15 protein-coding genes are annotated in these 20,696 nt (G+C 71.5%); 6 read left to right on the plus strand and 9 right to left on the minus strand.

Annotation, left to right across the window (positions count from 1 at the left end; genetic code table 11):
- Window positions 1-15 precede the first annotated feature (15 nt).
- The 3 genes from ACFV3I_RS00125 to ACFV3I_RS00135 are packed head-to-tail and all read left to right on the plus strand — an operon-like array spanning window position 16 to window position 5,059.
- Window positions 16-903: a carbohydrate ABC transporter permease gene (locus ACFV3I_RS00125; protein WP_136035139.1), complete on the plus strand. Its 888-nt coding sequence runs from the start codon at window positions 16-18 to the stop codon at window positions 901-903.
- Entirely contained in the window at window positions 900-1,829 is a 930-nt protein-coding gene (locus ACFV3I_RS00130) for a carbohydrate ABC transporter permease (RefSeq protein ID WP_136036573.1), read from the plus strand. Before ACFV3I_RS00125 ends, ACFV3I_RS00130 begins: the two co-directional genes overlap by 4 nt.
- A complete protein-coding gene (locus ACFV3I_RS00135) occupies window positions 1,826-5,059 on the plus strand; it encodes a GH92 family glycosyl hydrolase (protein ID WP_378822118.1) in 3,234 nt (1,077 codons plus the stop codon). The genes ACFV3I_RS00130 and ACFV3I_RS00135 overlap by 4 nt, the downstream gene beginning before the upstream one ends.
- On the opposite strand, the gene ACFV3I_RS00140 is transcribed toward ACFV3I_RS00135, so the two are convergent.
- The gene (locus ACFV3I_RS00140) at window positions 5,043-6,248 is read right to left on the minus strand and encodes an endo-beta-N-acetylglucosaminidase H (RefSeq protein WP_378822120.1); all 1,206 of its coding nucleotides are present in this window, start codon (window positions 6,246-6,248) and stop codon (window positions 5,043-5,045) included. The genes ACFV3I_RS00135 and ACFV3I_RS00140 overlap by 17 nt on opposite strands.
- A gap of 144 nt (window positions 6,249-6,392) precedes the next feature.
- On the opposite strand from ACFV3I_RS00140, the gene ACFV3I_RS00145 reads away from it, so the two are divergent.
- Window positions 6,393-8,312: a heavy metal translocating P-type ATPase gene (locus tag ACFV3I_RS00145; RefSeq protein ID WP_378822121.1), complete on the plus strand. Its 1,920-nt coding sequence runs from the start codon at window positions 6,393-6,395 to the stop codon at window positions 8,310-8,312.
- Window positions 8,313-8,435: 123 nt separating this feature from the next.
- Window positions 8,436-8,714, plus strand: a complete 279-nt coding sequence (locus ACFV3I_RS00150; protein WP_136036303.1) for a hypothetical protein — start codon at window positions 8,436-8,438, stop codon at window positions 8,712-8,714.
- 15 nt (window positions 8,715-8,729) lie between these two features.
- On the opposite strand, the gene ACFV3I_RS00155 is transcribed toward ACFV3I_RS00150, so the two are convergent.
- From ACFV3I_RS00155 to ACFV3I_RS00165, 3 genes are all read right to left on the minus strand, one after another.
- Window positions 8,730-10,364 carry a fucose isomerase gene (locus ACFV3I_RS00155; protein ID WP_378822122.1) on the minus strand — a complete coding sequence of 545 codons (1,635 nt, stop codon included), beginning with the start codon at window positions 10,362-10,364 and terminating at the stop codon, window positions 8,730-8,732.
- Window positions 10,361-11,878: an FGGY-family carbohydrate kinase gene (locus ACFV3I_RS00160; protein WP_378822123.1), complete on the minus strand. Its 1,518-nt coding sequence runs from the start codon at window positions 11,876-11,878 to the stop codon at window positions 10,361-10,363. Before ACFV3I_RS00160 ends, ACFV3I_RS00155 begins: the two co-directional genes overlap by 4 nt.
- A gap of 123 nt (window positions 11,879-12,001) precedes the next feature.
- Window positions 12,002-12,988, minus strand: coding sequence for a LacI family DNA-binding transcriptional regulator (locus tag ACFV3I_RS00165; RefSeq protein ID WP_378822124.1), 987 nt, complete (start codon window positions 12,986-12,988; stop codon window positions 12,002-12,004).
- 102 nt (window positions 12,989-13,090) lie between these two features.
- On the opposite strand from ACFV3I_RS00165, the gene ACFV3I_RS00170 reads away from it, so the two are divergent.
- Window positions 13,091-14,224: a glycoside hydrolase family 172 protein gene (locus tag ACFV3I_RS00170; protein ID WP_378822125.1), complete on the plus strand. Its 1,134-nt coding sequence runs from the start codon at window positions 13,091-13,093 to the stop codon at window positions 14,222-14,224.
- 51 nt (window positions 14,225-14,275) lie between these two features.
- On the opposite strand, the gene ACFV3I_RS00175 is transcribed toward ACFV3I_RS00170, so the two are convergent.
- The 5 genes from ACFV3I_RS00175 to ACFV3I_RS00195 are packed head-to-tail and all read right to left on the minus strand — an operon-like array spanning window position 14,276 to window position 20,681.
- Entirely contained in the window at window positions 14,276-16,762 is a 2,487-nt protein-coding gene (locus ACFV3I_RS00175) for a GH116 family glycosyl-hydrolase (protein WP_378822126.1), read from the minus strand.
- Window positions 16,759-17,544 carry a hypothetical protein gene (locus tag ACFV3I_RS00180; RefSeq protein WP_378822127.1) on the minus strand — a complete coding sequence of 262 codons (786 nt, stop codon included), beginning with the start codon at window positions 17,542-17,544 and terminating at the stop codon, window positions 16,759-16,761. Before ACFV3I_RS00180 ends, ACFV3I_RS00175 begins: the two co-directional genes overlap by 4 nt.
- Window positions 17,541-18,443 carry a carbohydrate ABC transporter permease gene (locus ACFV3I_RS00185; protein ID WP_136028683.1) on the minus strand — a complete coding sequence of 301 codons (903 nt, stop codon included), beginning with the start codon at window positions 18,441-18,443 and terminating at the stop codon, window positions 17,541-17,543. Before ACFV3I_RS00185 ends, ACFV3I_RS00180 begins: the two co-directional genes overlap by 4 nt.
- Window positions 18,440-19,366 carry a carbohydrate ABC transporter permease gene (locus tag ACFV3I_RS00190; RefSeq protein WP_205828199.1) on the minus strand — a complete coding sequence of 309 codons (927 nt, stop codon included), beginning with the start codon at window positions 19,364-19,366 and terminating at the stop codon, window positions 18,440-18,442. The genes ACFV3I_RS00185 and ACFV3I_RS00190 overlap by 4 nt, the downstream gene beginning before the upstream one ends.
- Complete coding sequence (locus ACFV3I_RS00195; protein ID WP_378822128.1) at window positions 19,359-20,681, minus strand: ABC transporter substrate-binding protein; 1,323 nt, start codon at window positions 20,679-20,681, stop codon at window positions 19,359-19,361. Before ACFV3I_RS00195 ends, ACFV3I_RS00190 begins: the two co-directional genes overlap by 8 nt.
- Window positions 20,682-20,696: the final 15 nt, after the last annotated feature.

Raw genomic sequence — 20,696 nt, forward strand, 5'->3', positions numbered from 1 at the left:
CAGCGAAGGACGACGATGAGGTCCCACCGGTGGTTCACCCCGTGGCTGCTCCTCGCCCCCGCCGTGATCTGGGTGCTGGTGTTCGCGCTGTGGCCGTTCCTCAACACGGTCGTCCTCAGCTTCACGAACGCCCGCCCTCTGCGCACCCCCGAGTTCGTGGGCGGCGCGAACTACGAGCGCATGTTCGGCGACGAGATGTTCTGGAACGCGCTGACGACGTGCCTCATCTATGTGGTCGTGTGCGTGCCGCTGCTCACGATCCTGCCGCTGCTGCTCGCCCTGCTGGTGCAGAAGAAGCTGCCGGGCATCTCGTTCTTCCGCACCACCTTCTACTTCCCCGTGATCGCCTCGGTCGTGGTGGTCGCCCTCATCTGGACCTGGCTGTTCGACAGTCGCGGCATCATCAACCAGACCCTGGAGTTCCTCGGTCTGATCGACAAGCCGATGGCGTTCCTCGTCGACCGCTGGCTGCTGCTGGGCTGCGCCATCCTGCTCACGGTCTGGAAGGGCCTGGGCTACTACATGGTCGTGTACCTCGCGGCGCTGGGGAACGTGGGCAAGGAGCTGCACGAAGCTGCGATGCTCGACGGTGCCGGCTCGTTCCGTCGCTTCCTCTCGGTGACGATCCCGTCCGTGCGCGGCGCCATGCTCCTCATCTCGGTGCTGATCGCGGTGTCGGCCATGCGCGTGTTCGCCGAGCTCGACGTGCTCTCCAAGAGCACCGGCGGCCCCGGCGGCTACGACATGTCGCTCGTGATGCTGATCCGCCAGGTGGGCTCCGGACTCAACGGCAACATCGGCTACGCCTCCGCGATCAGCGTGGCCCTGTTCCTCCTGACGCTCGTGCCCCTGGCCGCGATCGCGTTCATGAACCGCGAGAAGAAGGCGAAGGTCTCCGCATGACCACGCTCACTCCACCGCGCGCCGACGACCGCGCCGACGACGCCCCGGTCCGCCCCGCGCGCGAGCGCATCTTCCGGCACCGCGGCTCCGGCGACTTCAGCAAGCCGACCCTCGGCGGGCTGATCGGCCGCTACGCGCTGCTGCTCCTGGTGCTCTTCCTGGTGATCGGGCCGTTCGTGTGGCAGCTGTCCACGTCGTTCAAGGGTCCGCAGGAGAACATCTACTCGTTCCCGCCGGAGCTGATCCCGCGCGACCCCACCCTGCAGAACTACACGCGCGTCGCCGACATCGTGCCGGTGTACCTGTACGCGTGGCACTCCCTGCTCGTCTCGCTCGGCACGGTGCTGAGCAACGTGATCCTGGCGACCTTCGCGGGCTACGCGCTGGGCTGCATGCGGTTCCGCGGCAAGTGGATCGTGATGGGCATCCTGCTCTCCACCCTGCTGTTCCCCGGCGAGGTGACCGTGACCAGCAACTTCCTCACCATCCGCGCCCTCGGGCTCGCGGACACGCTGTGGGGCGTGTTCCTGCCCGGAGCGATCAGCGCCATGAACGTGCTGCTCGTGGCCACCGCGTGCCGCATGATCCCGAAGGACGTGCTCGACGCGGCGACCGTCGACGGCGCGACCACGTGGCAGCGCATCCGGCACATCGTGTGGCCCAACATCCGCGGCATGGTGTCGGTCGTCGCGATCTTCGCGTTCATCGGCGCGTGGGACGACTACCTGTGGCCGCTGATCGTGCTCTCCGACCCCGCGAAGTACACGCTCACGGTCGGCATGGCGTACCTGAACAGCAGCTTCTCGGTCGACCCGCGCCTGATCGCCGCGGGCACCATGATCGCCCTCGTGCCGATCATCATCATGTTCTCCTTCACGCAGCGGTTCTTCTTCAAGGGCGTGCAGGAGGGTGCGCTGAAGGGGTGACCGCGGCGCCGCTGACCCCGGCCGCCGGTCCGGCCGATCCCCCGTCGTCGCGCCCGCACGCCGGGGTGCTCCCCGGCGACGTGTTCGCGTTCGCTTTCGATCCCGCCCTGGGGCCGCAGCGGCTGGACGTGCCGGGGCTCTCCGACCTCACCGTCACTCCCGAGACCGTGCTGCACTGGGCGTTCTACGCCGACGGGCCGGACGCGACCCTGGCTCCGCACGCGGCGCTCGCGGTGACGGTGGACGTGCGAACGGCGGACGGGACCCGGCTGAGCGACCACACCGCCGTCCGCGACCGCTACGACGTGCCGCTCACGCCCGAGGCGCAGTTCGCCGCCCGCTGGAGCCTCCCGGAGCAGTGGAACGCCGATACGGTCGCGCTCGCCCCTCTGTCGACCGGAGGCGCGGTGCGGGCCACGGTCGAGCTGGTGCTGGGCGCGCCGTCGCTCACGGGCGCGGAGGGTCTGCCCGCCCGCGCGACCGGATTCGTGCAGGTCCGTGTGGAGGAACGCCGACCGGCGGACCCCGACCTGCCGCCGGTCGAGCGCGTCGACACCCGCCGCGGCACGCACTCCGGACCGCGGTTCTCGCGCGGCAACACGATCCCGGCGGTGGCGGTGCCGCACGGCTTCACGTTCGTCACGCCAGCGACCGACGCCGCGGACGCCCGCTGGCCGTACCGCCCGTTCGTGCACGACGATCCGCAGGGCCGCCGCCTGGAGGCCCTGCAGTTCTCGCACCAGCCGAGCCCGTGGATCGGTGATCGCTCGGTGCTGCAGCTCATGCCGTTCCTCGGCCGCGCCCGCTCGGAGCGCGCGGCACGGCGACGGTGGATCGTGCCGGGCAGCGAACGGGCGCGCCCCCACGAGTACGCCGCCGACCTCGGCGACGGACTGCACGTGGCGATGACCGCGACCTCGCACGCGGCGGCGTTCCGGGTGAGCGCCGACGACCCCACGGCCACCGTCGGCTTCGTGATCGATCAGCTCACCGACGACGGCCGCCTGACCTGGACGGACGACGGCGAGTTCGAGGGCTGGATCCCGGAGGGCGCGGAGGACTGGGGCAACGCGCCCCGCTGCTACTTCGCCGGGGCGACGGTCGGCGCGACCGAGGCGCGCGGCCGGCTCGACGACGACGGGCGCGGGCGCGTCGCCGGGCACCTCGACGGGCGCGGCAGCCTGGAGGTCCGCATCGCGGTGTCGTTCCTGTCGATCGCGCAGGCCCGGCGCAGCCTCGCCCAGGAGGCTCCGCCGTCCCGATCCTTCGAGGAGCTGCGCGCCGCCGCAGCCGCCGCGTGGGACCGCCTGCTCGGCCGTGTGACTCTCCCTCCGCTCGACCCGCGGCAGCGGCCGTACCGCGGTCTCGCCGACGAGGAGCATCGCGCCCGGATCGCGGCGGCCCTGCACCGCATGCACCTGTACCCGAACACGGCGAGCGAGAACGCGGGCACCACCACCGCGCCCGACCACCGCTTCGCCGACGTGTTCGCGCCGCGCGCGCCGTTCGGGGAGACCGAGACCAGTGCGCCCGTGGCCGAGGGCGAGCTCGTGGTGAACAACGGCTACTGGGACACCTACCGCACGGAGTGGCCCGCGCTGGCGCTGCTCGACCCCGCCCTGACCGGGCAGCTGCTGGACGGCCAGCTCGCCCAGTTCCGGCGGGGCGGGTGGATGGCGCGGTGGAGCGCCCCGGGGTACGTCGACAGCATGGTGGGCACGTCGAGCGACCAGATCTTCGCCGACGCCGCGCGCTGGGGTGTGACGTTCGACCGGGAGGCCACGTTCGAGAGCGGCTGGCGCCACGCGTGCGAGCCGGGGCCGGACGCCCGTCGCGGCCGCAAGGGCATCGGTCGCGGGCGCTTCACCGGGTACATCTCCTCCGACGTGCCGGAGGGCATGAGCTGGAGCATCGAGAACGCCGTGAGCGACGCGGCCCTCGGGCGGTTCGCGCGGCAGCTCGCCGATGACGCCGCCACCGCCACGGACGCCGCCCGCTACCGCGCGTTCGCCCGCTACCTCACCAACCGCGCCCGGTCGTACCGCACCCTGTTCGATCCCGACTCGGGATTCTTCCGCGGCCGCGACGCGCACGGGGCGTTCGCGCCCGGCTTCGACCCCCGGGTGTGGGGTGGCGACAACGTGGAGACCAACGCGTGGGGGATGTCGGTCGGCGCGGTGCACGACGGCCCCGCGCTCGCGACGCTGTACGGCGGCCCGGCCGGGCTCGGCCGCCACCTCGACGCGCTGTTCGCCGAGCCGGAGACCGCCGACGAACGCTTCGGCGGCGCCTACGGCACGGTCATCCACGAGCAGCGGGAGGCCCGCGCGCTGCGCTCCGGCATGTGCGCGATCTCGAACCAGCCCGCCCACCACATCCCCTTCCTGTATGCGTTCACCGACCGCCCGTGGGCGGGCGCTGCGATCGTGCACGACCTCGCGGGGCGTCTGTTCGCCGGCGCGCACATCGGGCAGGGCTTCCCCGGCGACGAGGACAACGGCGAGATGAGCGCCTGGTGGCTGTGGGCGGCGCTGGGCCTGTATCCGCTCGAGCTCGCCTCCGGGCGGCTGCGCATCGGCTCCCCGCTGTTCGACGACGTCCGCGTCGATCGCGGTGACGGGTCGACGCTGCGGATCCGCGTGCAGCGGAGCGAGCCGGGCGCCCACGTGCTCCGGTCGGCGCTGCTCGACGGCGACCCCCTCCCCACGGCCGACCTGCCCGTGGAACGACTGACCGGCGATGCGGTGCTCGACCTGACCTTCACGCTCGACCCCGCGGAGGCGCTGGAGGCCCCGGGGCCCGACGTCGCCGTCGAGCCGTGGCACCCGGACCTGACCTCGGAGGCGGGCGAGTCGATCGCCTCCCGGGGCCTCGACCACGCGGCGCGACTGTTCGACGACGGCGACCCCGCGGGGACCGACGGCGTGAGCCTGCGGCCGGGCGAGTGGGTGGGGTGGCGCTTCCCCGCGGCGCGCGACATCACCGACGTGAGCGTGACCGCGGTCACCGCGACGCCCGCGTCCGGGTGGCACTGGGAGGTCGAGCGGGCGGACGGCGGGTGGGAGCGGGTGGCCGCGACCCATGCCGAGGCGCTGCGGCCGGATCGCACGACCCCGTTCACCCTGGCCGCACGGACCGTGACCCCGGCGATCCGCCTGTGCGCGGACGCCGAGGTCACGATCCGTCAGCTCGAGCTGTTCGCCCTCGCGCCGGTCACTTCGTCAGCGTGAACGTCACCTCGGTGCTGTTTCCGGCGACGTCGACCACCTGCAGCGTGTTGACCCCGAGGACGGCACCGAGCACGCCGGGCTTCAGCACGTCGAGGTCGCGGGACTCCCCGTTCTCCAGGTCAGTCGGCACGCCGTTCAGCACGATCCGGTCGATGAGCCCCTCGTCGTGCAGCCGGAAGCTCACCCGCTTGTAACCGTCGTCCTTCTGCTTGGTGAACTGCGCGCCGCTCTTGAACGTCACGGTGGGCGCGGTCGTGTCTGCCGGAGGCGCCTGGAAGACCGTGGCCTCTCCCTTCAACGCCTGCGTGATCCCGGACAGGTAGGCGGACTGGTCGGTCGCCGTGAGGTTGTAGGCGACGTAGACGCCGTACCCGTCGGCGACCGTGCGCTGCGCGAAGTCTGCCGCGGTGGCGGCGCTCGTGTTCGACAGGTCGATCGCCGCGGCGCCGAGCCGCGCGCGATCGTCCAGGCCCGGCACGGTCGGGGCGTCATACGTCGGGTAGTACGGGTTCCAGGCGTGGTCGAGCACCCCGTCGACGTCGAACTGCGTGAAGTCGGTGGTGGTGTACGACGGGCCGATCGCGTAGAGCGTGATGAGCTTGTCGGGGCCGAGCCGCTCGCGCAGCGCGGTCGCCAGCCACCCGAACGACTGGGTATTGGGCTGCGGTGTGCCGTTGGCGCCGTACTCCGTCCACTCGTCGTCGAAGTCGATGCCGTCGAGGCCGTACGTGGTCACCGCGTCCGCGAGCTGCGCGGCGAAGGCGTCGGCGGCGGCGAACGAGGTGAAGTTCGCGAACCCGGCCCCCTGGTGGTTGCCGAGCACGGACAGCAGCACCTTCGTGCCCTGCGCCTGCAGCGGCCGGATCTGGTTCTCCGCATCCTGCAGGGTCTCGGTCACCCGCTCGTTCAAGTGCAGGTACGCCTGCTGGCCGTCGTAGTTGATGTTCGCGGCGAAGATCATCGCGAGATCCACGGCGGGGCGACCCGAATCGGCCAGGGTGTAGTCGGCGACGTTCGCTAAATCGTTCGAGTTGACCTCGACGTAGACCGCCAGCTTCGCCTCGTCGACGGTGGCGTCCGCAGCGGCCGGGCCCGTCGCGGCGACCGCGGTGAGGGCCACCGCAGCGGCGGAGAGGGCGGCCGTGAAGGCGCGCCGATGGCGGTGACTTCTGGATGAGGACGGATACATGGGGGTTCGTCTCCTTCGGCATCGTTGTCGAGCGCGAGCCGCATCGGCGCGACTCGCGGCCGACTATATCGCTTAAGTTCTGCGGGTGAAAGAGTGGACGATCCGCCCTTGGCCTCCGCCGCCGTTCCGCGGGATGCTGGGGGCATGCGTTCGCTCAGCCTGCTGTGGCGGTATCCGGTCATCACCCTCACCGTGCTGGCGTTCGCCCTGGTGGGCGTGCTGCACGCGGTCGATCAGCAGCAGGTCGGGCGCTGGATCGCGACGGTGTACGTCGCCGCGGTCGTGGTGTGGACCCTGATCGGGATGGTGCGCGACGTGCTCCGCGGCCACGTCGGCCTCGACATCCTCGCGGTCGTGGCGATGGTCGCGACGCTCGCCGTCGGCGAGTACATCGCGGCGCTCATCATCGTGCTGATGCTATCGGGCGGGGAGGCGCTGGAGGACTTCGCCGGCCGCCGCGCCCGCCGCGACCTGTCGGCCCTGCTCGACCGGTCGCCGCGCATCGCCCACGTGCTGCACGACCCCGGCGACGCGCAGTCGGACGAGGCGCACGACGTGCCGGTCGACGAGGTCGCGGTCGGTGATGTGCTGCTGGTGCGTCCGGCCGAGATCGTGCCGGTCGACGGCACGCTGCTGACGACCGAGGGCGAGTTCGACGAGTCCTCGCTCACCGGTGAGAGCCTGCCGGTCTCGCGGCACGCGGGCGAGGAGGTGCTGTCCGGCGCGATCAACGGCAGCCGGGCGATCCGCCTCCGCGCCCTGCGCACCGGAGCCGACAGCCAGTACCAGCAGATCGTCGCCCTCGTGCATCAGGCCGAGTCCTCGCACGCGCCCATCGTCCGTCTCGCCGACCGGTTCGCGATCCCCTTCACGGCCGTCGCGCTCGTCCTGGCCGGCACCGCGTGGGCGCTGTCGGGCGATGCGACGCGCTTCGCGGAGGTGCTCGTGCTCGCCACCCCGTGCCCGCTGCTGATCGCGGCACCCGTGGCGTTCCTCGGCGGCCTGTCCCGGGCCGCGAAGTCGGGCGTGATCATGAAGAGCGGGGCCGTGGTCGAGCAGATCGCGCGCGTCCGGTCGGCCGCGTTCGACAAGACCGGCACGCTCACGCAGGGCCGCCCGGAGCTGGTCGAGGTGCGACCGGCGCCCGGCTTCGACGCGTACGAGGTGCTGCAGCTCGCCGCCTCGGCCGAGCAGTACTCGTCGCACGTGCTGGCCGCGGGCATCCGCACCGCCGCCGAGGCGCGGGGGCTGCCCCTCGAGGCGGCCGCGGAGGCGAGCGAGACCGCGACCAACGGCGTCTCCGCGACGATCCGGGGCCGCACGGTCGTGGTCGGCAAGCCCGCCTACGTCGCGTCGCTGGCGCCCGACACCGTGCGCGCCGAGCTGGGCACGGGCGAGGCGGCCGCCTACGTCGCGGTGGACGGACGCTTCGCCGGAGCGCTCCTGCTCGCCGATGCGGCGCGACCGGAGGCCGCCGCGGTCGTCTCGTGGCTGCGGCTGCACGAGGTGGAACGGGTCGCGATGCTCACCGGCGACGTGCGGTCGACGGCGGAGTCGGTGGCGCACCAGCTGGGCATCGAGGAGGTCCACGCCGAACTGCTCCCGCCGGAGAAGGTGCGGCTCGCGGCCGAGCTCGAACCACGGCCCGTGCTGATGGTCGGCGACGGCGTGAACGACGCCCCGGTGCTCGCGGCGGCCGACATCGGCATCGCGATGGGCGCCAAGGGGGCGACCGCGGCGGGCGACGCGGCCGACGTGGTGATCCTCGTCGACTCGCTCGCGAAGGTCGTGGACGCGGTCGCCATCGGCCGGCACACCCTGCGCGTCGCGCTCACGGCGATCTGGATCGGCATCGGGTTGAGCGTCGGACTCATGGTCGTGGCGATGACGGGCCTGATCCCCGCGGTCGCCGGGGCGCTCGTGCAGGAACTCGTCGACCTCGCCACGATCCTCTACGCCCTCCGCGCCCTGAGCGGTCCGCCGAGCGGACTGCGCCCCGGTGCCGACGGCACGGGTGCGGACACGGTCCCTGCGGTCGCCGCGACGCCCGCGCCCGGCCGCTGACCGGCGCGCTCACCCCTCCTCCACGACGCCGTCCGGCGACGGTCACCGCACCGATGGGGTCTTCGCGCGCGGGCGCCTGCGGAATACCGTGACACCGTGGATGTCCTGGCAGACACTGGAGGCATGCCCGTGAACGACCCGCAGATCTGGACGCTGCTCGGCGTCTTCGCCGCCGTGATGCTCGGCGGGATGACCCTCCTGACGACGCAGCTCAGTCGTGTCATCCGCTCCGAGGTCGGTCGCGTCGAAGGCACCCTCTCCGCCCGCATCGACCGCGTCGAAGGCACCCTCTCGGCCCGCATCGACGGGATCGACGCCCGCCTCGGTCGGATCGAGTCGAAGGTGGAAGACCTCGACAAGGAGCTCACGAACCTCGCCGTGCGGTTCTGGCGCTCGCAGTGACGCCCCGCGCCCGTCTCAGACGCGCACGTCCCCCACGAGGTTCACCCGGATCCCCATCCCGTCGAACATGGCGGCCTTCGCGCTGAGGGCCCGGTCTGCGGTCTCGGCGTCGGGCGCATAGACGAGCTGCGCGTGGTTGGCCTTGTGCCGCGCCATGAACTGGTCGCGCGAGATGCCGTGCAGCACCACGTGGGCGATCGGCCACTCCGGGTTGGTGGCGTCCTTGCGGCGCTGCGTCTCCTCCTCCGGCAGCTCGACGACCGAGGCGCGGAAGATGTCGGCCTGCAGCACACCGTCCGCGATGAACACGCGCGACAGCACGACCTCGCCGGGCTTCGAGACGCCGTTGATGGTGGCGCCGCCCGCGGGGAAGAACACATGGCCCTGGCGCCAGCCCTCCGCGTGCTCCCAGCCGCCGAGGTGCGAGGCGGGCACGGACCCGGAGATCTCGTACACCCACACGAACTGCCCGTCGAAGTCTTCGCCCCAGCGCACGTCGTGCAGCGTGTTGTCTGGCACGAGGCCCATCGCCCGCCAGACCCGGTCGGTCACGAGTGCGTCGACCGCGACGCCCTCGTCGGCCTCGTTGAAGTGCGGGAACGCGCGCCCCTCGTGCAGCACGCGGGAGCCGTCGCGCGACGTGACCGGCGGGCGCTCCGTGGTGTTGAGGATGCCCTCGGCGAGGTCGGACGCGGGCACCAGGTCTTTGAGACCCTGCTGGTACTGGATGCCGACGGCGTCGAGCCCGAAGTCGTCGGCGATGCGCAGCGCGGCGATGTACATCTTGAGCTGCCACTGCACCTGCTCGCGCGTGAGCTCGGTCGCGGCGTCGTCACCGTAGCGGAAGGTCATGCCGTGGTCGATCAGCCAGTCGTACGCAGCGTCGGCCTCGTCCTCCGTCACGGTCAGCATCTCGGCGTACAGCGCCGACTGCGACAGCCGCTCCTTGTAGATGCCGGTGTGGTTGAGCAGTTCGTCGTCGAAGATCGCGTTGTACATGCCCATGCAGCCCTCGTCGAACACGCCGATGATGGCCTTGTCGGCGCGCAGCTGCGCGGCCAGGGCCTCACCGAGCTGCTTCTCCGGGCTGTCCGGCAGCGCGGGCAGCGGACGCACGTGCGACTGGTCGTGCGTGATCGCGCCGGTCTCGGTCCACTCGCGGATGCCGTCGATGAACCAGTCGTCGGTGTAGTCGACCGACCAGGTGGTGGCGTAGGGCTTGCCCATCTTCGTGAGCCCGGCGTTCAGGCCGAGCAGACCGACCAGCCCCGGCCAGTCACCGGCGAAGTTGGCGACCGTGAGGATCGGGCCCTCGTGCGTGCGCAGCCCGGCGAGCACGTGGTGCGAGTACTGCCAGTTGGCGATCGCGACCACCAGCGGGGCATCGGTCGGGATGTCGCGGAACACCTCGAGGCCCATGCGCTGGCTGGAGATGAAGCCGTGACCGGTCTCGGGGTCGACGCCGAACGGCCGGATCACCTCCCAGCCGAGGTCGTTCAGCACGCCCGTCACACCCGCTTCGAGCTCCACCTGGATCGGCCACCCGGCGACGTTCGCCGACTCGCGCAGATCGCCCGAGGTGATGAGGTACGCGGTCTTCGGTGCCGCGGTCGGGCGCGCGGCGGGCGCGGGCAGGGTGTACGTGGTCATGGTGCCTCCGGGGTCGGGGTGGTCGGGGTCGCGTCGCGCTGGTCCGCGGCGAGGTCGTGGACGACGGATGTGGTCCCCTCGTACAGCCGGACGTAGCGGTCGAACAGGGCGTCGTAGAAGGGGCGCAGCGCCGCGTCGGGCCGCACGGTCTCGGCGATCGGGTTCCAGTCGTCGATGGCGGGAGCAGCACCCGGGGTCGCGGTGGCTCCGGCGGCGAGGAACGCGGCGCCGTAGCTCGCGCCGATGGTCGTCTCGGGCACCTCCTGCACGAGTCCCGTGACGTCGGACACGATCTGGAGCCACAGGCGCCCCTGGGTGCCGCCGCCGACCGCGACGATGCGGCGGATGTCGGCGCCGGCGGCCCGCATGGTCTCGACGTTGTGGCGCACGCCGAGTGCCGTGGCCTCGAGGGCCGCGCGGTACAGGTCGCCGCGGGTGTGCTCCAGCGTGAGGCCGGCGATCACGCCCCGCGCATCCGGGTCCTGGATGGGCGTGCGCTCGCCCGCGAAGTACGGCAGCATCAGGAGCCCGCGGGCGCCGGGGCCGGACGTGGCGGCCTCGCCGAGCAGCTCCGGGTAGTCCGCGCCGGTGAGGTCCTTCAGCCAGGCGGTGAGCGCGCCGGAGGTCGAGAGTCCGCCGGCGAGGTTGCGCGTGCCGGCGAAGGCACCGGCGGTCGTCCACATCGAGGGCGTGCGCAGGGTCTCGGCACCGGTCGCGACGAGGAACATCGTGGTGCCGTACATCAGCATCAGGTCGCCGAGCTCGTGCGCGCCCACGCTGACGGCCTCGGTCCAGGCGTCGATGGTGCCGGTGATCACGGGGGTGCCGGCGGGGATGCCGGTGGCGGCGGCGGCCGCGTCGGTCACGGCGCCCGCCACGTCGCCCGCCCACCGCAGCTCCGGGGCCTCGATCGTGCCCGCATAGCGCTGCCACCACGGCTCGTGCCAGCGCTCGTGCTCGATGTCGTACAGGGGCGACACCTGGCTGGCGGACTGGTGGTCGAGCACGTAGGCGCCGGTCAGCCTGCGGGCGAGCCAGGACGCGGGCATGTAGAGGCGGCGGGCGCGCGACCACGCCTCCGGTTCCTCGTCGGCGACCCAGGCGATCTTGGGACCGCCCGCCTGCGACGTGAGCGTCGAGCCGCCCACGCGGGTGATGTCTTCGTCGCCCAGCTCCGCGGTCATCCGTGCGATCTGCGCGGTGGAGCGGGTGTCGACGCCGTAGAGGATGGCGGGACGGACGGGGTGGTCGTGCTCGTCGGCGAGCAGGATGCAGGGACCCATGCCGCTGACGCCGACCCCGGCCACCTCGGCCTCCGGCACTGCGGCCAGGAGCTCACGGGCCAGGCCGACGAACTCGTCCCACCAGACGTCGCCATCCATCTCGACCCAGCCGGTGCGGGGGCGGCTCACCTCGTGCGCGCGCGTCGCGGTCGCGAGGATCGTCCCCGCCTCGTCGACGAGCACGCCCTTGCTGCTGGACGTGCCGATGTCGACACCGATGGTGCAGCGCATGGTCCTCCTCGACGCAGGGCGGCCGGTGATCCGACCTTTCGCCATGGTAAACGAAATCGATTTCAAGCCGCAAGCCGACGCGTGAGCCTTTCACCGAAAGAGCCCCGCCCGCCCGCAGGGGCGTCAGGCGCGGGGCGTGCTCGCGGACTGCACCTCGTTGCGCAGCACCACCGTGCGCGCGGGCTGGGTGTCGCCCTTGATCCGCTCCAGCAGCATGCGCGCCGCCGTGACCCCCATGTGCCGCGCCGGGAGCCGGACGACGGTGACCGCCGTGGGCGAGAGCGTGGTGAAGGGCAGCGATCCGATCACCGCGACCCCGACCGCGGGCGGCGTGAGCCCCCGCTCGGTGAGCACCTGCAGGGCGCCGACGCCGATGAGGTTGTTGCCCGCGACCACCGCGTCGGGCGGCTCGGGCAGCGCCAGCAGCTCCTCCATGGCCGCGCGGCCGCCGTCGACCCGGAACGTCGCGAAGCGCACGAGCTCGTCCAGGTCGAGGTCGGGCTCTGCGGCGGAGAGCGCGGAGCGCCAGCCGGCCGCGCGCTCGGCCGCGGTGTCGATGTGTTCGGGCCCGCCGATGTAGGCGATGCGACGGTAGCCCGCGGCGATGAGGTTTTGCGTGGCGGAGGTGCCGGCGGCCCGGTTGGCCATCACCACGCCGTCGATGTCGTACGTGGTGCTGCGGTCGACCGCGACGACGGGGCGCCCGGTGGCGAGGATGCCGCTCAGATCGCTGTGCTCGTCGGCGGTCGCGATGATGACGCCCGACATGTGCTCGGCGATCGCGATGCGCAGGTACGTGGCCTCCTTCTCCAGCTGGGCGTCGGAGTTGCACAGCACCACCGAGTACCCGGCCTCGGAGGCGACGTCTTCCACGCCGCGCGCCATCTCGGTGAAGTACGGGTTCTCGATGTCGGGGATGACGAGCGCGATGACCTCGGAGCTCTGGGTGCGCAGGGTGCGGGCCGCGCGGTTCGGCGTGAAGTGCAGCTGGGCGGCGGCCTCGCGCACCGCGGCCACCTTCTCCTCCGAGACGCTCGTGCCGTTGAACACGCGGGAGACCGTCGCGGGCGAGACGCCCGCGAGCTCCGCGACGTCGTAGATCGTGGCCATGCACCCTCACTGCCTGTCCGGTGACCCCGGACGTGAAGCAACAGTATCGCGCGCTCGCGAGGTCTCTGGTGCATCGATCTGAAATCGATTACATTGGCGGCCATGACCCCTGCCCCCTCCTCTCTGTCCACGCTCGCAGCGCTGCGCACCGTGCAGACCCGGTCCATCTCGCCCGAGAACTTCGACGGCTCTCCCGGCGGCGGCGGCCGCGCCACCGAGGGCACCGGTGCGGCGAGCGCCCGCGACCTCGGCCCCGGCTGGAAGATCTCCCCCAGCGTCGACATCCCGGCCGGAGAGACCTTCGAGCTCGCCGCGATCGACGGTCCGGGCAAGATCACCCACATCTGGATCACCACCCACACCGACAACTGGCGCACCCTGCTGCTGCGCGCGTACTGGGACGGCGCCGCGGAACCCGCGGTCGAGGTGCCCTACGGCGACTTCTTCTGCAACGGATGGGGCGTGTTCGCCCAGGTGAACTCGCAGACCATCGCCGCGAACCCGCACGGCGGCTTCAACTCCTACTGGCCGATGCCGTTCCGCGACGGCGCCCGGCTCACGCTCGAGAACACGTCGACCGTCGACGTGCGCGTCTACTACCAGGTGACCTACGAGGTCGGGGGTGATCACTCGGAGGACGCCTACTTCCACGCGCAGTGGCGGCGCTCGAACCCGCTGGAGGACCGCACCCCGCACGTCCTGCTGGAGGGCATCGAGGGGCGCGGGCAGTACGTCGGCACCTACATCGCGTGGGGCGTGAAATCCAACGGCTGGTGGGGTGAGGGCGAGATCAAGTTCTACCTCGACGACGACACCGACCACCCCACGATCTGCGGCACCGGCACCGAGGACTACTTCGGCGGCGCGTGGAACTTCGACATCCCCGGCCAGGGCTACACCGCCTTCTCCACGCCGTATCTGGGGATGCCGCAGGTGATCCGGCCCGACGGCCTCTACGTGTCGCAGCAGCGCTTCGGCATGTACCGCTGGCACGTGCTCGACCCGATCCACTTCACCACCGGCATCCCGAGGGTCGACATCCAGGCGCTCGGCTGGCGCAGCGGCTGGCGATACCTGCCGCTGCGGGACGACATCGCCTCCACCGCGCTGTTCTACCTCGATCGGCCGACCGCGCGCCGCCCGCGCACGCCGAGCGCCGACGACCTGGAGGTGCACCTGGGCAGCGCGGCCGTGCCCGACATCGGCGCCTCCCCGTCGCGCCCGCCGCAGGGCTGACACCGAGCACGACGAAGGGCGCCTGCTTCCCGCGGGCGCCCTTCGGTGCGTTCAGTCCGCGCGCACCACGGTGAACGGGCAGTCGCCCTCCACCACGTCGACCTCCACCTGCTCCCCCACGGTGACGGTGCCGTAGCCCGCCGCGCTCACCCACGGCCAGCGGCCCTCGGCGCCGACGTGCAGCTCGCCCGTCCCCTCGTCCACGCGCACGCCGGAGCGCGCCTGCAGCAGCGTCCACCCCGCCATGGCCCTGGCGTAGTGATCGCCGCACTCGATCTCGTTGTAGGGGTTGCGGCGGCGGCCGTCGTGCCGGTCCCACAGCCCTTCGAGCACCGCACGGCCCTCCTCCTCCAGCCCCTCGAAGAAGCAGTGCGCCGCGACCTGCCACTCGATGCCCGTCCACACCTCGTCGGCGTAGCGCGTGGGCACCTCGGGTCGTCCGCCCTCGGGCCACGTGCACATCAGCAGCCCGACGTCGTCGGCCGTGTCGGCATAGACGCGGTACGGGTGCGCGAAGTCCGCGAAGCCGTGCCGCAGGTTCGAGGCGACCACGTGCCGGAGGGCGCTGCGCACGTGCTCGGGCGGCAGGATCGGCCCGAGCCCGAGCTGATGCGCCCACCACTGCCCGATCACCTGGTCGGACAGCACACCCGTGCGCCACTGGAAGTCCTCCGGGTCGCCCTCGTCGAGCACCTGGATGTAGTGGGTGCCGTCGAACAGCAGCTCGTCGTACCCCGCCGAGCCGGAGCGGAACCTCTCGGCCGCCTCCGCCGCGGCGTCGGTGTCGCCCACCCGCCGCGCGAGCTCCTCGTACGCCCGCAGCGCCGCGAGCCACAGCGTGCCCATGAACGGGTTGACCCCGGCAAGGTCGATGTCGTGCGTGCTGGGCTGGATGCCGCGCAGCACGCCATCACCGTCCGCGTCCCACTTCTCCCGGATGTGCGTGTACAACCGCACGAGCTGCGGCCAGCGGCGTTCGAGCCACTCCATGCCCGCCCCGCGCTGCACGTCGCGCAGCGACTTGAGGATCGTGGCGAGCATGCCGTCGAGCGCGGGCTCCTCCGGTCCGCCGATGAACTCGTCCGTCATCTGGTGCAGATACGTGGGCACGCGCAGGCGGTGCGGGATCGACCCGTCGGCCGCCTGCATCACGTCGAACTCGGTGTCGCGCATGTTCCGCTCCAGGCTCGGCCACAGCCCGGCGAGCGCGGCCTCGTACTGCCACACGTGCGTGCAGTTGAGCGGGCAGGAGCCGCCGAAGACGCCCGACCACATCCAGGTCGAGTCGCCGAGCGAGCCCTCGTAGCCGTAGAACCGGCCGTCGGCGCCGATGAAGCACGTGGGGCTGCGCACGTACGCGGCCTGGGCGGCCAGGTGCTCGACCTCCCGCGCGTCGAGGCTCGACCCCGCGAGGGTGCCGGTCCACCCGAGCGTGCGCTCGACGAGCTCGTCCCACCGGCGCTCGACCGTGGCCTGCACGTCGAGCGCGTCGAGGTAGCGCCGGCCGTACGCGTTGCCGAGGTAGAAGGTCGACGCTCCCCACTCCGGGTGCGGCGCCCCGAACTGCTCGATGTCGACGAACCGGTTGGGCAGGTGCCACGAGATCGAGAAACGGATCGTGCGCGAGGCGCCGGGGGCGAGGGCGAAGGGCACGCCGACCACCCCGAGCCACGACCGCCCCTGCGGGCTGGGGCCGGACCCGCCCTGCGGGGCGTTGAGCTGCGGGTCGCCGATGGTGGGGGCGAGCGCGAGCCGGGAGCGTCCGTCGTTGCCGGCGCGGGAGCGGAGGAACGCGTCGAGGTGCTCCAGACCGCTGCACCGCGTGAGCACGGCCGCGGTCTCGTCGTCGGCGGCGAGCACGAGCTGCCCGGCGAGGCGGTCGCTCTCGTCCAGGCCCGGGTTGTCCATGACCACGCGCGACCAGCCCGCGCCGCGGCGCAGCCGGTTGACGTTGCCGCCCAGCCCCGGGGTGCTGTCGGCGATGGGCGTGATGCCGTCCCACCCGATCGCGTTGAGCAGCGACCCCGCAAGCGTGCCGTGCACCCCGATCGGGCCGGTGTTGGTGAGCGTGAACTCGAACATCCCGGTCGGGATCGAGCTGAGCTCGACGTCGCGCGGGGCCATCGGGTTGAGCACGCGCATGCGCACCTCGACCGGATGGCGCGGATCGGTCAGCTCGACCTCGGCCACCGGGTAGGTGCCCCGGAACGCGGCGCTCTCGAAGGTGCTGAAGCTCTCGGCCGCCGCGGTCATCCACTCGGGCACGAAGCCGTCGGTCGTGAGCGATGCCTGCGGATCCCGGACCGGGGTGCCCTGCACCATCGAGATGACGTTGAGCGGCGGCTCGACCTGCGTGACCCGCAGCCAGAAGCCCGTGCCGGGGAGAGCGCCCAGGTGGTTCGGCATGCCCTGCAGCTGCCACTGGCGCAGCGACCCGTCGGCGTTCACCGCGAAGCCGCCGGTGCCGATGCCACCCACGGGCATCGCGAGCGCGGGGGCCTCGGTGTGGGGACGGGACGGGGACAGGCGGTCGGTCATGATTCTCCTCGTGCGGGTCGACGGCCGGGGACGAGCGGCGGCAGCGCCACTCCGGATGCCGCGGCGACCGGCCAGGCCGCGGCGACGGACAGCAGCACGAGCAGGGGTGCCGCGAGCAGCAGCAGCCCACCGAACCAGGTGAGCCCGAGCCACGCGACCGCGGCCGACGCGGCGAGCGCGGCCAGCGGTCCGAGCGGGCGACGCACCGCCGCGACGGCACAGACGACCGCGACCGTGCGCAGCCCCACGTCGTCGCGGAGGGCGGCGACGGGCACCGCGACCACCGCGACGAGGGCGACCGCGGCGGACAGCAGCAGCGCCGCGAATGCGAGCACGGCGAACAGGGGCACCGCGGCGGACGCGGCGATCGCGCTCGTGACCTGCGACCACGCCAGCAGCACCGCGGGCGCACCGGCACCGACCGCGACCGCGAGCACGCGGCGGCGGAGGCGCACGGCCGCGTGGTCGAAGATCCGGTCGTGCAGCGCGCCGAGGGCCCACGCGGCCGGAACCGCGCACGCGGCGACCACGAGCAGCGGCACCAGCGGCGACGCCGGCCCGAGCAGCGCCGCCCCGAACGCCCAGGCCGCGAGCGCCGCGGCTCCGGTCACCCCGAGCGGCGCGAGGGCCCGCCACGCCGCGGCCGGAAGGCGCAGCAGCACCGGGTCGACCGCAGCGGGAGCGGAACCGGCGGCACGGGCGGCCGCCGTCGCGTCGGCAACGCCCGCGGAGCCCGCAGCACCAGACCCCGCCGTGCGAGTACGCGCGTGCACCCTGCTCATCCCTTCAGCCCCGTCGATGCGACGCTCTCCACGATCTGCCGCTGGAACGCCAGGAACACCACGAGCAGCGGCACCACGACCATGGTGATGGCGGCGAACACGATCACCGCGGGTGCGGCGCCGAAGCCGTTCTGCAGCGTGACGAGCCCGAGGGGCAGGGTCATGTTCTCCGGGCTGGACAGGAAGATGAGCGGCCCGAAGTACCCGTTCCACGAGGCCTCGAACCCGAGGATCGCGAGGGCCGCGACCGCGGGGGCCGAGAGCGGGATGAGCATCCGGAACAGGATCCACAGGTGTCCGGCGCCGTCGAGCCGCGCGGCCTCGTCGAGTTCGCGCGGGATCGTCTTGAAGTACTGCGACAGGAAGAAGATCTGGAACACGTTGATCAGCGCGGGCAGCCACAGCGACGCGAGGGTGTCGACGAGTCCGAGCTGCCGCATCATGATGAAGATCGGGATGATGACGAGCTGTCCCGGCACCATGAGCGCCGACAGCATCACGACCAGCAGCACGCGGCTGCCGCGGAAGTCGATGCGGGCGAACGCGTAGGCGGCGAGCACCGAGAAGAACAGCGCTCCGACGGTGGAGATGAGCGCGAGCGCGAGCGAGTTGCCGAACTGCTGGAAGAACGGCATGTACTCGAACACGTCGGCGAAGTTCTGCGTGGTGAACGGGATCGGCAGCCAGCGCGGCGGGTCGGCGAACGCGAACTCCGGCTCGGTGAAGCTCTGCACGATCAGCCAGAACAGCGGCGACAGCATCAGGATGCCGAACACCACGAGCACCACGTCGACGATCACGCCGCCGACGGTGGGACGGTGGCGGCGGCGGCGGCGCTGCCGCTCGACGCGGGTGAGCACGTCGGTCCGCGGCTCCACGGTGGGAGGAAGAACGGTCATGATTCGTGCACCCACTTCCGACGGCCGAGGAACTGCAGCACGGTGACGCCCATGATGATGACGAACACGAGCAGGGCGACCGCGGCGGCGTACCCCATGTCGAAGGCCTGGAAGCCCTTCTCGTAGAGGTACATGATGATCGTCGTGGTGGAGTTCTGCGGTCCGCCCTTGGTGATGATCTGGATCGGGTCGAAGATCTGGAACGCACCGATGAAGGTGATGATCGTGGCGAAGAACATGGTGGGCGACATGAGCGGCAGCGTCACGTTCCAGAAGATCTGCCACGATGTCGCGCCGTCGGTGCGGGCGGCCTCGACGAGCTCGGTGGGCACGGTCTGGAGTCCGGCGAGCATGATGATGAACGTGAAGCCGACCGTGTGCCACAGGTCGATGAAGATGATCGCGGGCATGGCCCAGGCCGGGTCGGCGAAGAAGTTGGGCAGCTCGATGCCGAACGTCGCCGCGTACTGCGCCACGTAGCCGAACGTCGGGTCGAGCACGTACTTCCACAGCAGGGCGACCGCGGCCCAGGAGATCAGGAACGGGAAGAAGATCGCGACGCGGGCGAAGTAGCCGAGCACGCGGCTCGCGACCCGGTTGACCGCGAGGGCGAGCAGCAGCCCGAACACCAGGTGGGTGACGATCGAGGCGAACGCGAACACGAACGTGTTCAGCAGCACCTGCGGCAGGATCGGGTCGGAGAACAGGCGCACGAAGTTGTCGGCGCCGACGAACTCCGGGGTGGTCAGCATGTCCCACTTCAGGAACGCCAGCGCGATCGCGAACACGAACGGCCCGGCGACGAAGACGAGGAACAGCAGCAGCGCGGGACTGACGAACATCCAGCCCGCGGTCGCGGTGCGACGCCGCAGGAGCTCTGCTCCCGGGCGCCGCACCGTGGGGGCGGCGGCGATGCTACTCACCGACCAGCTGCTCCAGCTCCGCCTGCGCCGCGTCGAGGGTCTTCTGCGCCTCGCCCTGACCGGCGATGATCGTGCCCCACGCCTCCTCGATGACCTTCTGCGCCTCGGCGCCCTGGTCGATCGAGGGGATCGGGGTGGCGAAGTCCATCGCCTCGCTCAGCCGGATGGTGCCCTCGGGGGCGTTGTCGGTGAAGGCGGGCGAGTTCGCGACCGACTCCCGCGCCGGCACGATGGTGCCGCCGATCTCGGCGAAGTAGCTGCCGGCCTCCTCCGACATGAGGAACTTGATGAAGGTCCACGCGGCCTGCTTGTTGTCGCTGTTCTTGGCGATGTTCCAGGCGTCCCAGCCGACCGGCGAGCCGTTGCCGGTCTTGGTGGGCCAGTTCACGACCACGGTCTTGTCGACCATGTCGAGCTCGCGCACACCGAGCACGGGCCAGCGTCCGCCGCTGAGGATCGCGAGCTTGCCCTGCTTGAACGCGGTGTTGCCGTCGAACTGGCCGCCGGGCTTCGGTGCCAGGCCCATCTCGACGAGGCTGCGGGCGAACTCGGCCGACTCGACCGCCTCCGGGGAGTTGTAGGTGGGCTCGCTCCAGTCGGCGTTGAACGTGCTGCCGCCGTTGGTGGTGAGCCACGGCATCACGTCGACGAAGTAGCCGGAGCCCGCGCCGACGAGGTAGGCGCCGGTCTTCTCCTTGATCTGCTTCCCGGCCGCGACGAACTCGTCCCACGTCCAGTTGCCGTCTTCGGGGATGGCGACTCCGGCCTTCTCGAACACGTCCTTGTTGAGGTACATGGCCATGGTGTTGAACCCGCCGGGGATGAACACGGTCTCGCCGTCGGGGCCCGCCGCGAACTCCTCGTTGAACTTCTGCAGGTTGGGGCTGATGTCGTCCCAGTAGTCGTCGACGACCTCTTGGTCCTGCTCGATGTAGGGCGCGAGGTCGGCGAGGATGCCCTTCGAGGCGAACAGCCGCTGCCCCTCGGTGGCGACCTGGATGATGTCGATCTTCTGTCCGCCGGCGAGACGCGTCGCGACCGTGGTGGAGAACGTGGCCCAGTTGCCGCTGGGGATGCCGACGGCCTTGAGCTTGATGTCGGGGTACTGCTTGTTGAACTCGGCGAACAGCGCGTTGAACGCCTTCTGCTGGTCGGCGTCTCCCATGTAGACGAAGTTGAGCTCGCCGCTGTCGGGCTCCCCCTCGGCTCCGGCGCCTCCGCCCCCGCCGCCGCCCCCGGAGCATCCGCTGAGGGCGATGCCCGCCACCACCACGGATGCTGCGACCTTCCACATGCGACTGCGTGTCTTGCGCATTGGTCCTCCTCAGGA

The organism is Microbacterium sp. NPDC059771 (genome assembly GCF_042732495.1).
Classification (GTDB): domain Bacteria; phylum Actinomycetota; class Actinomycetes; order Actinomycetales; family Microbacteriaceae; genus Microbacterium; species Microbacterium sufflavum.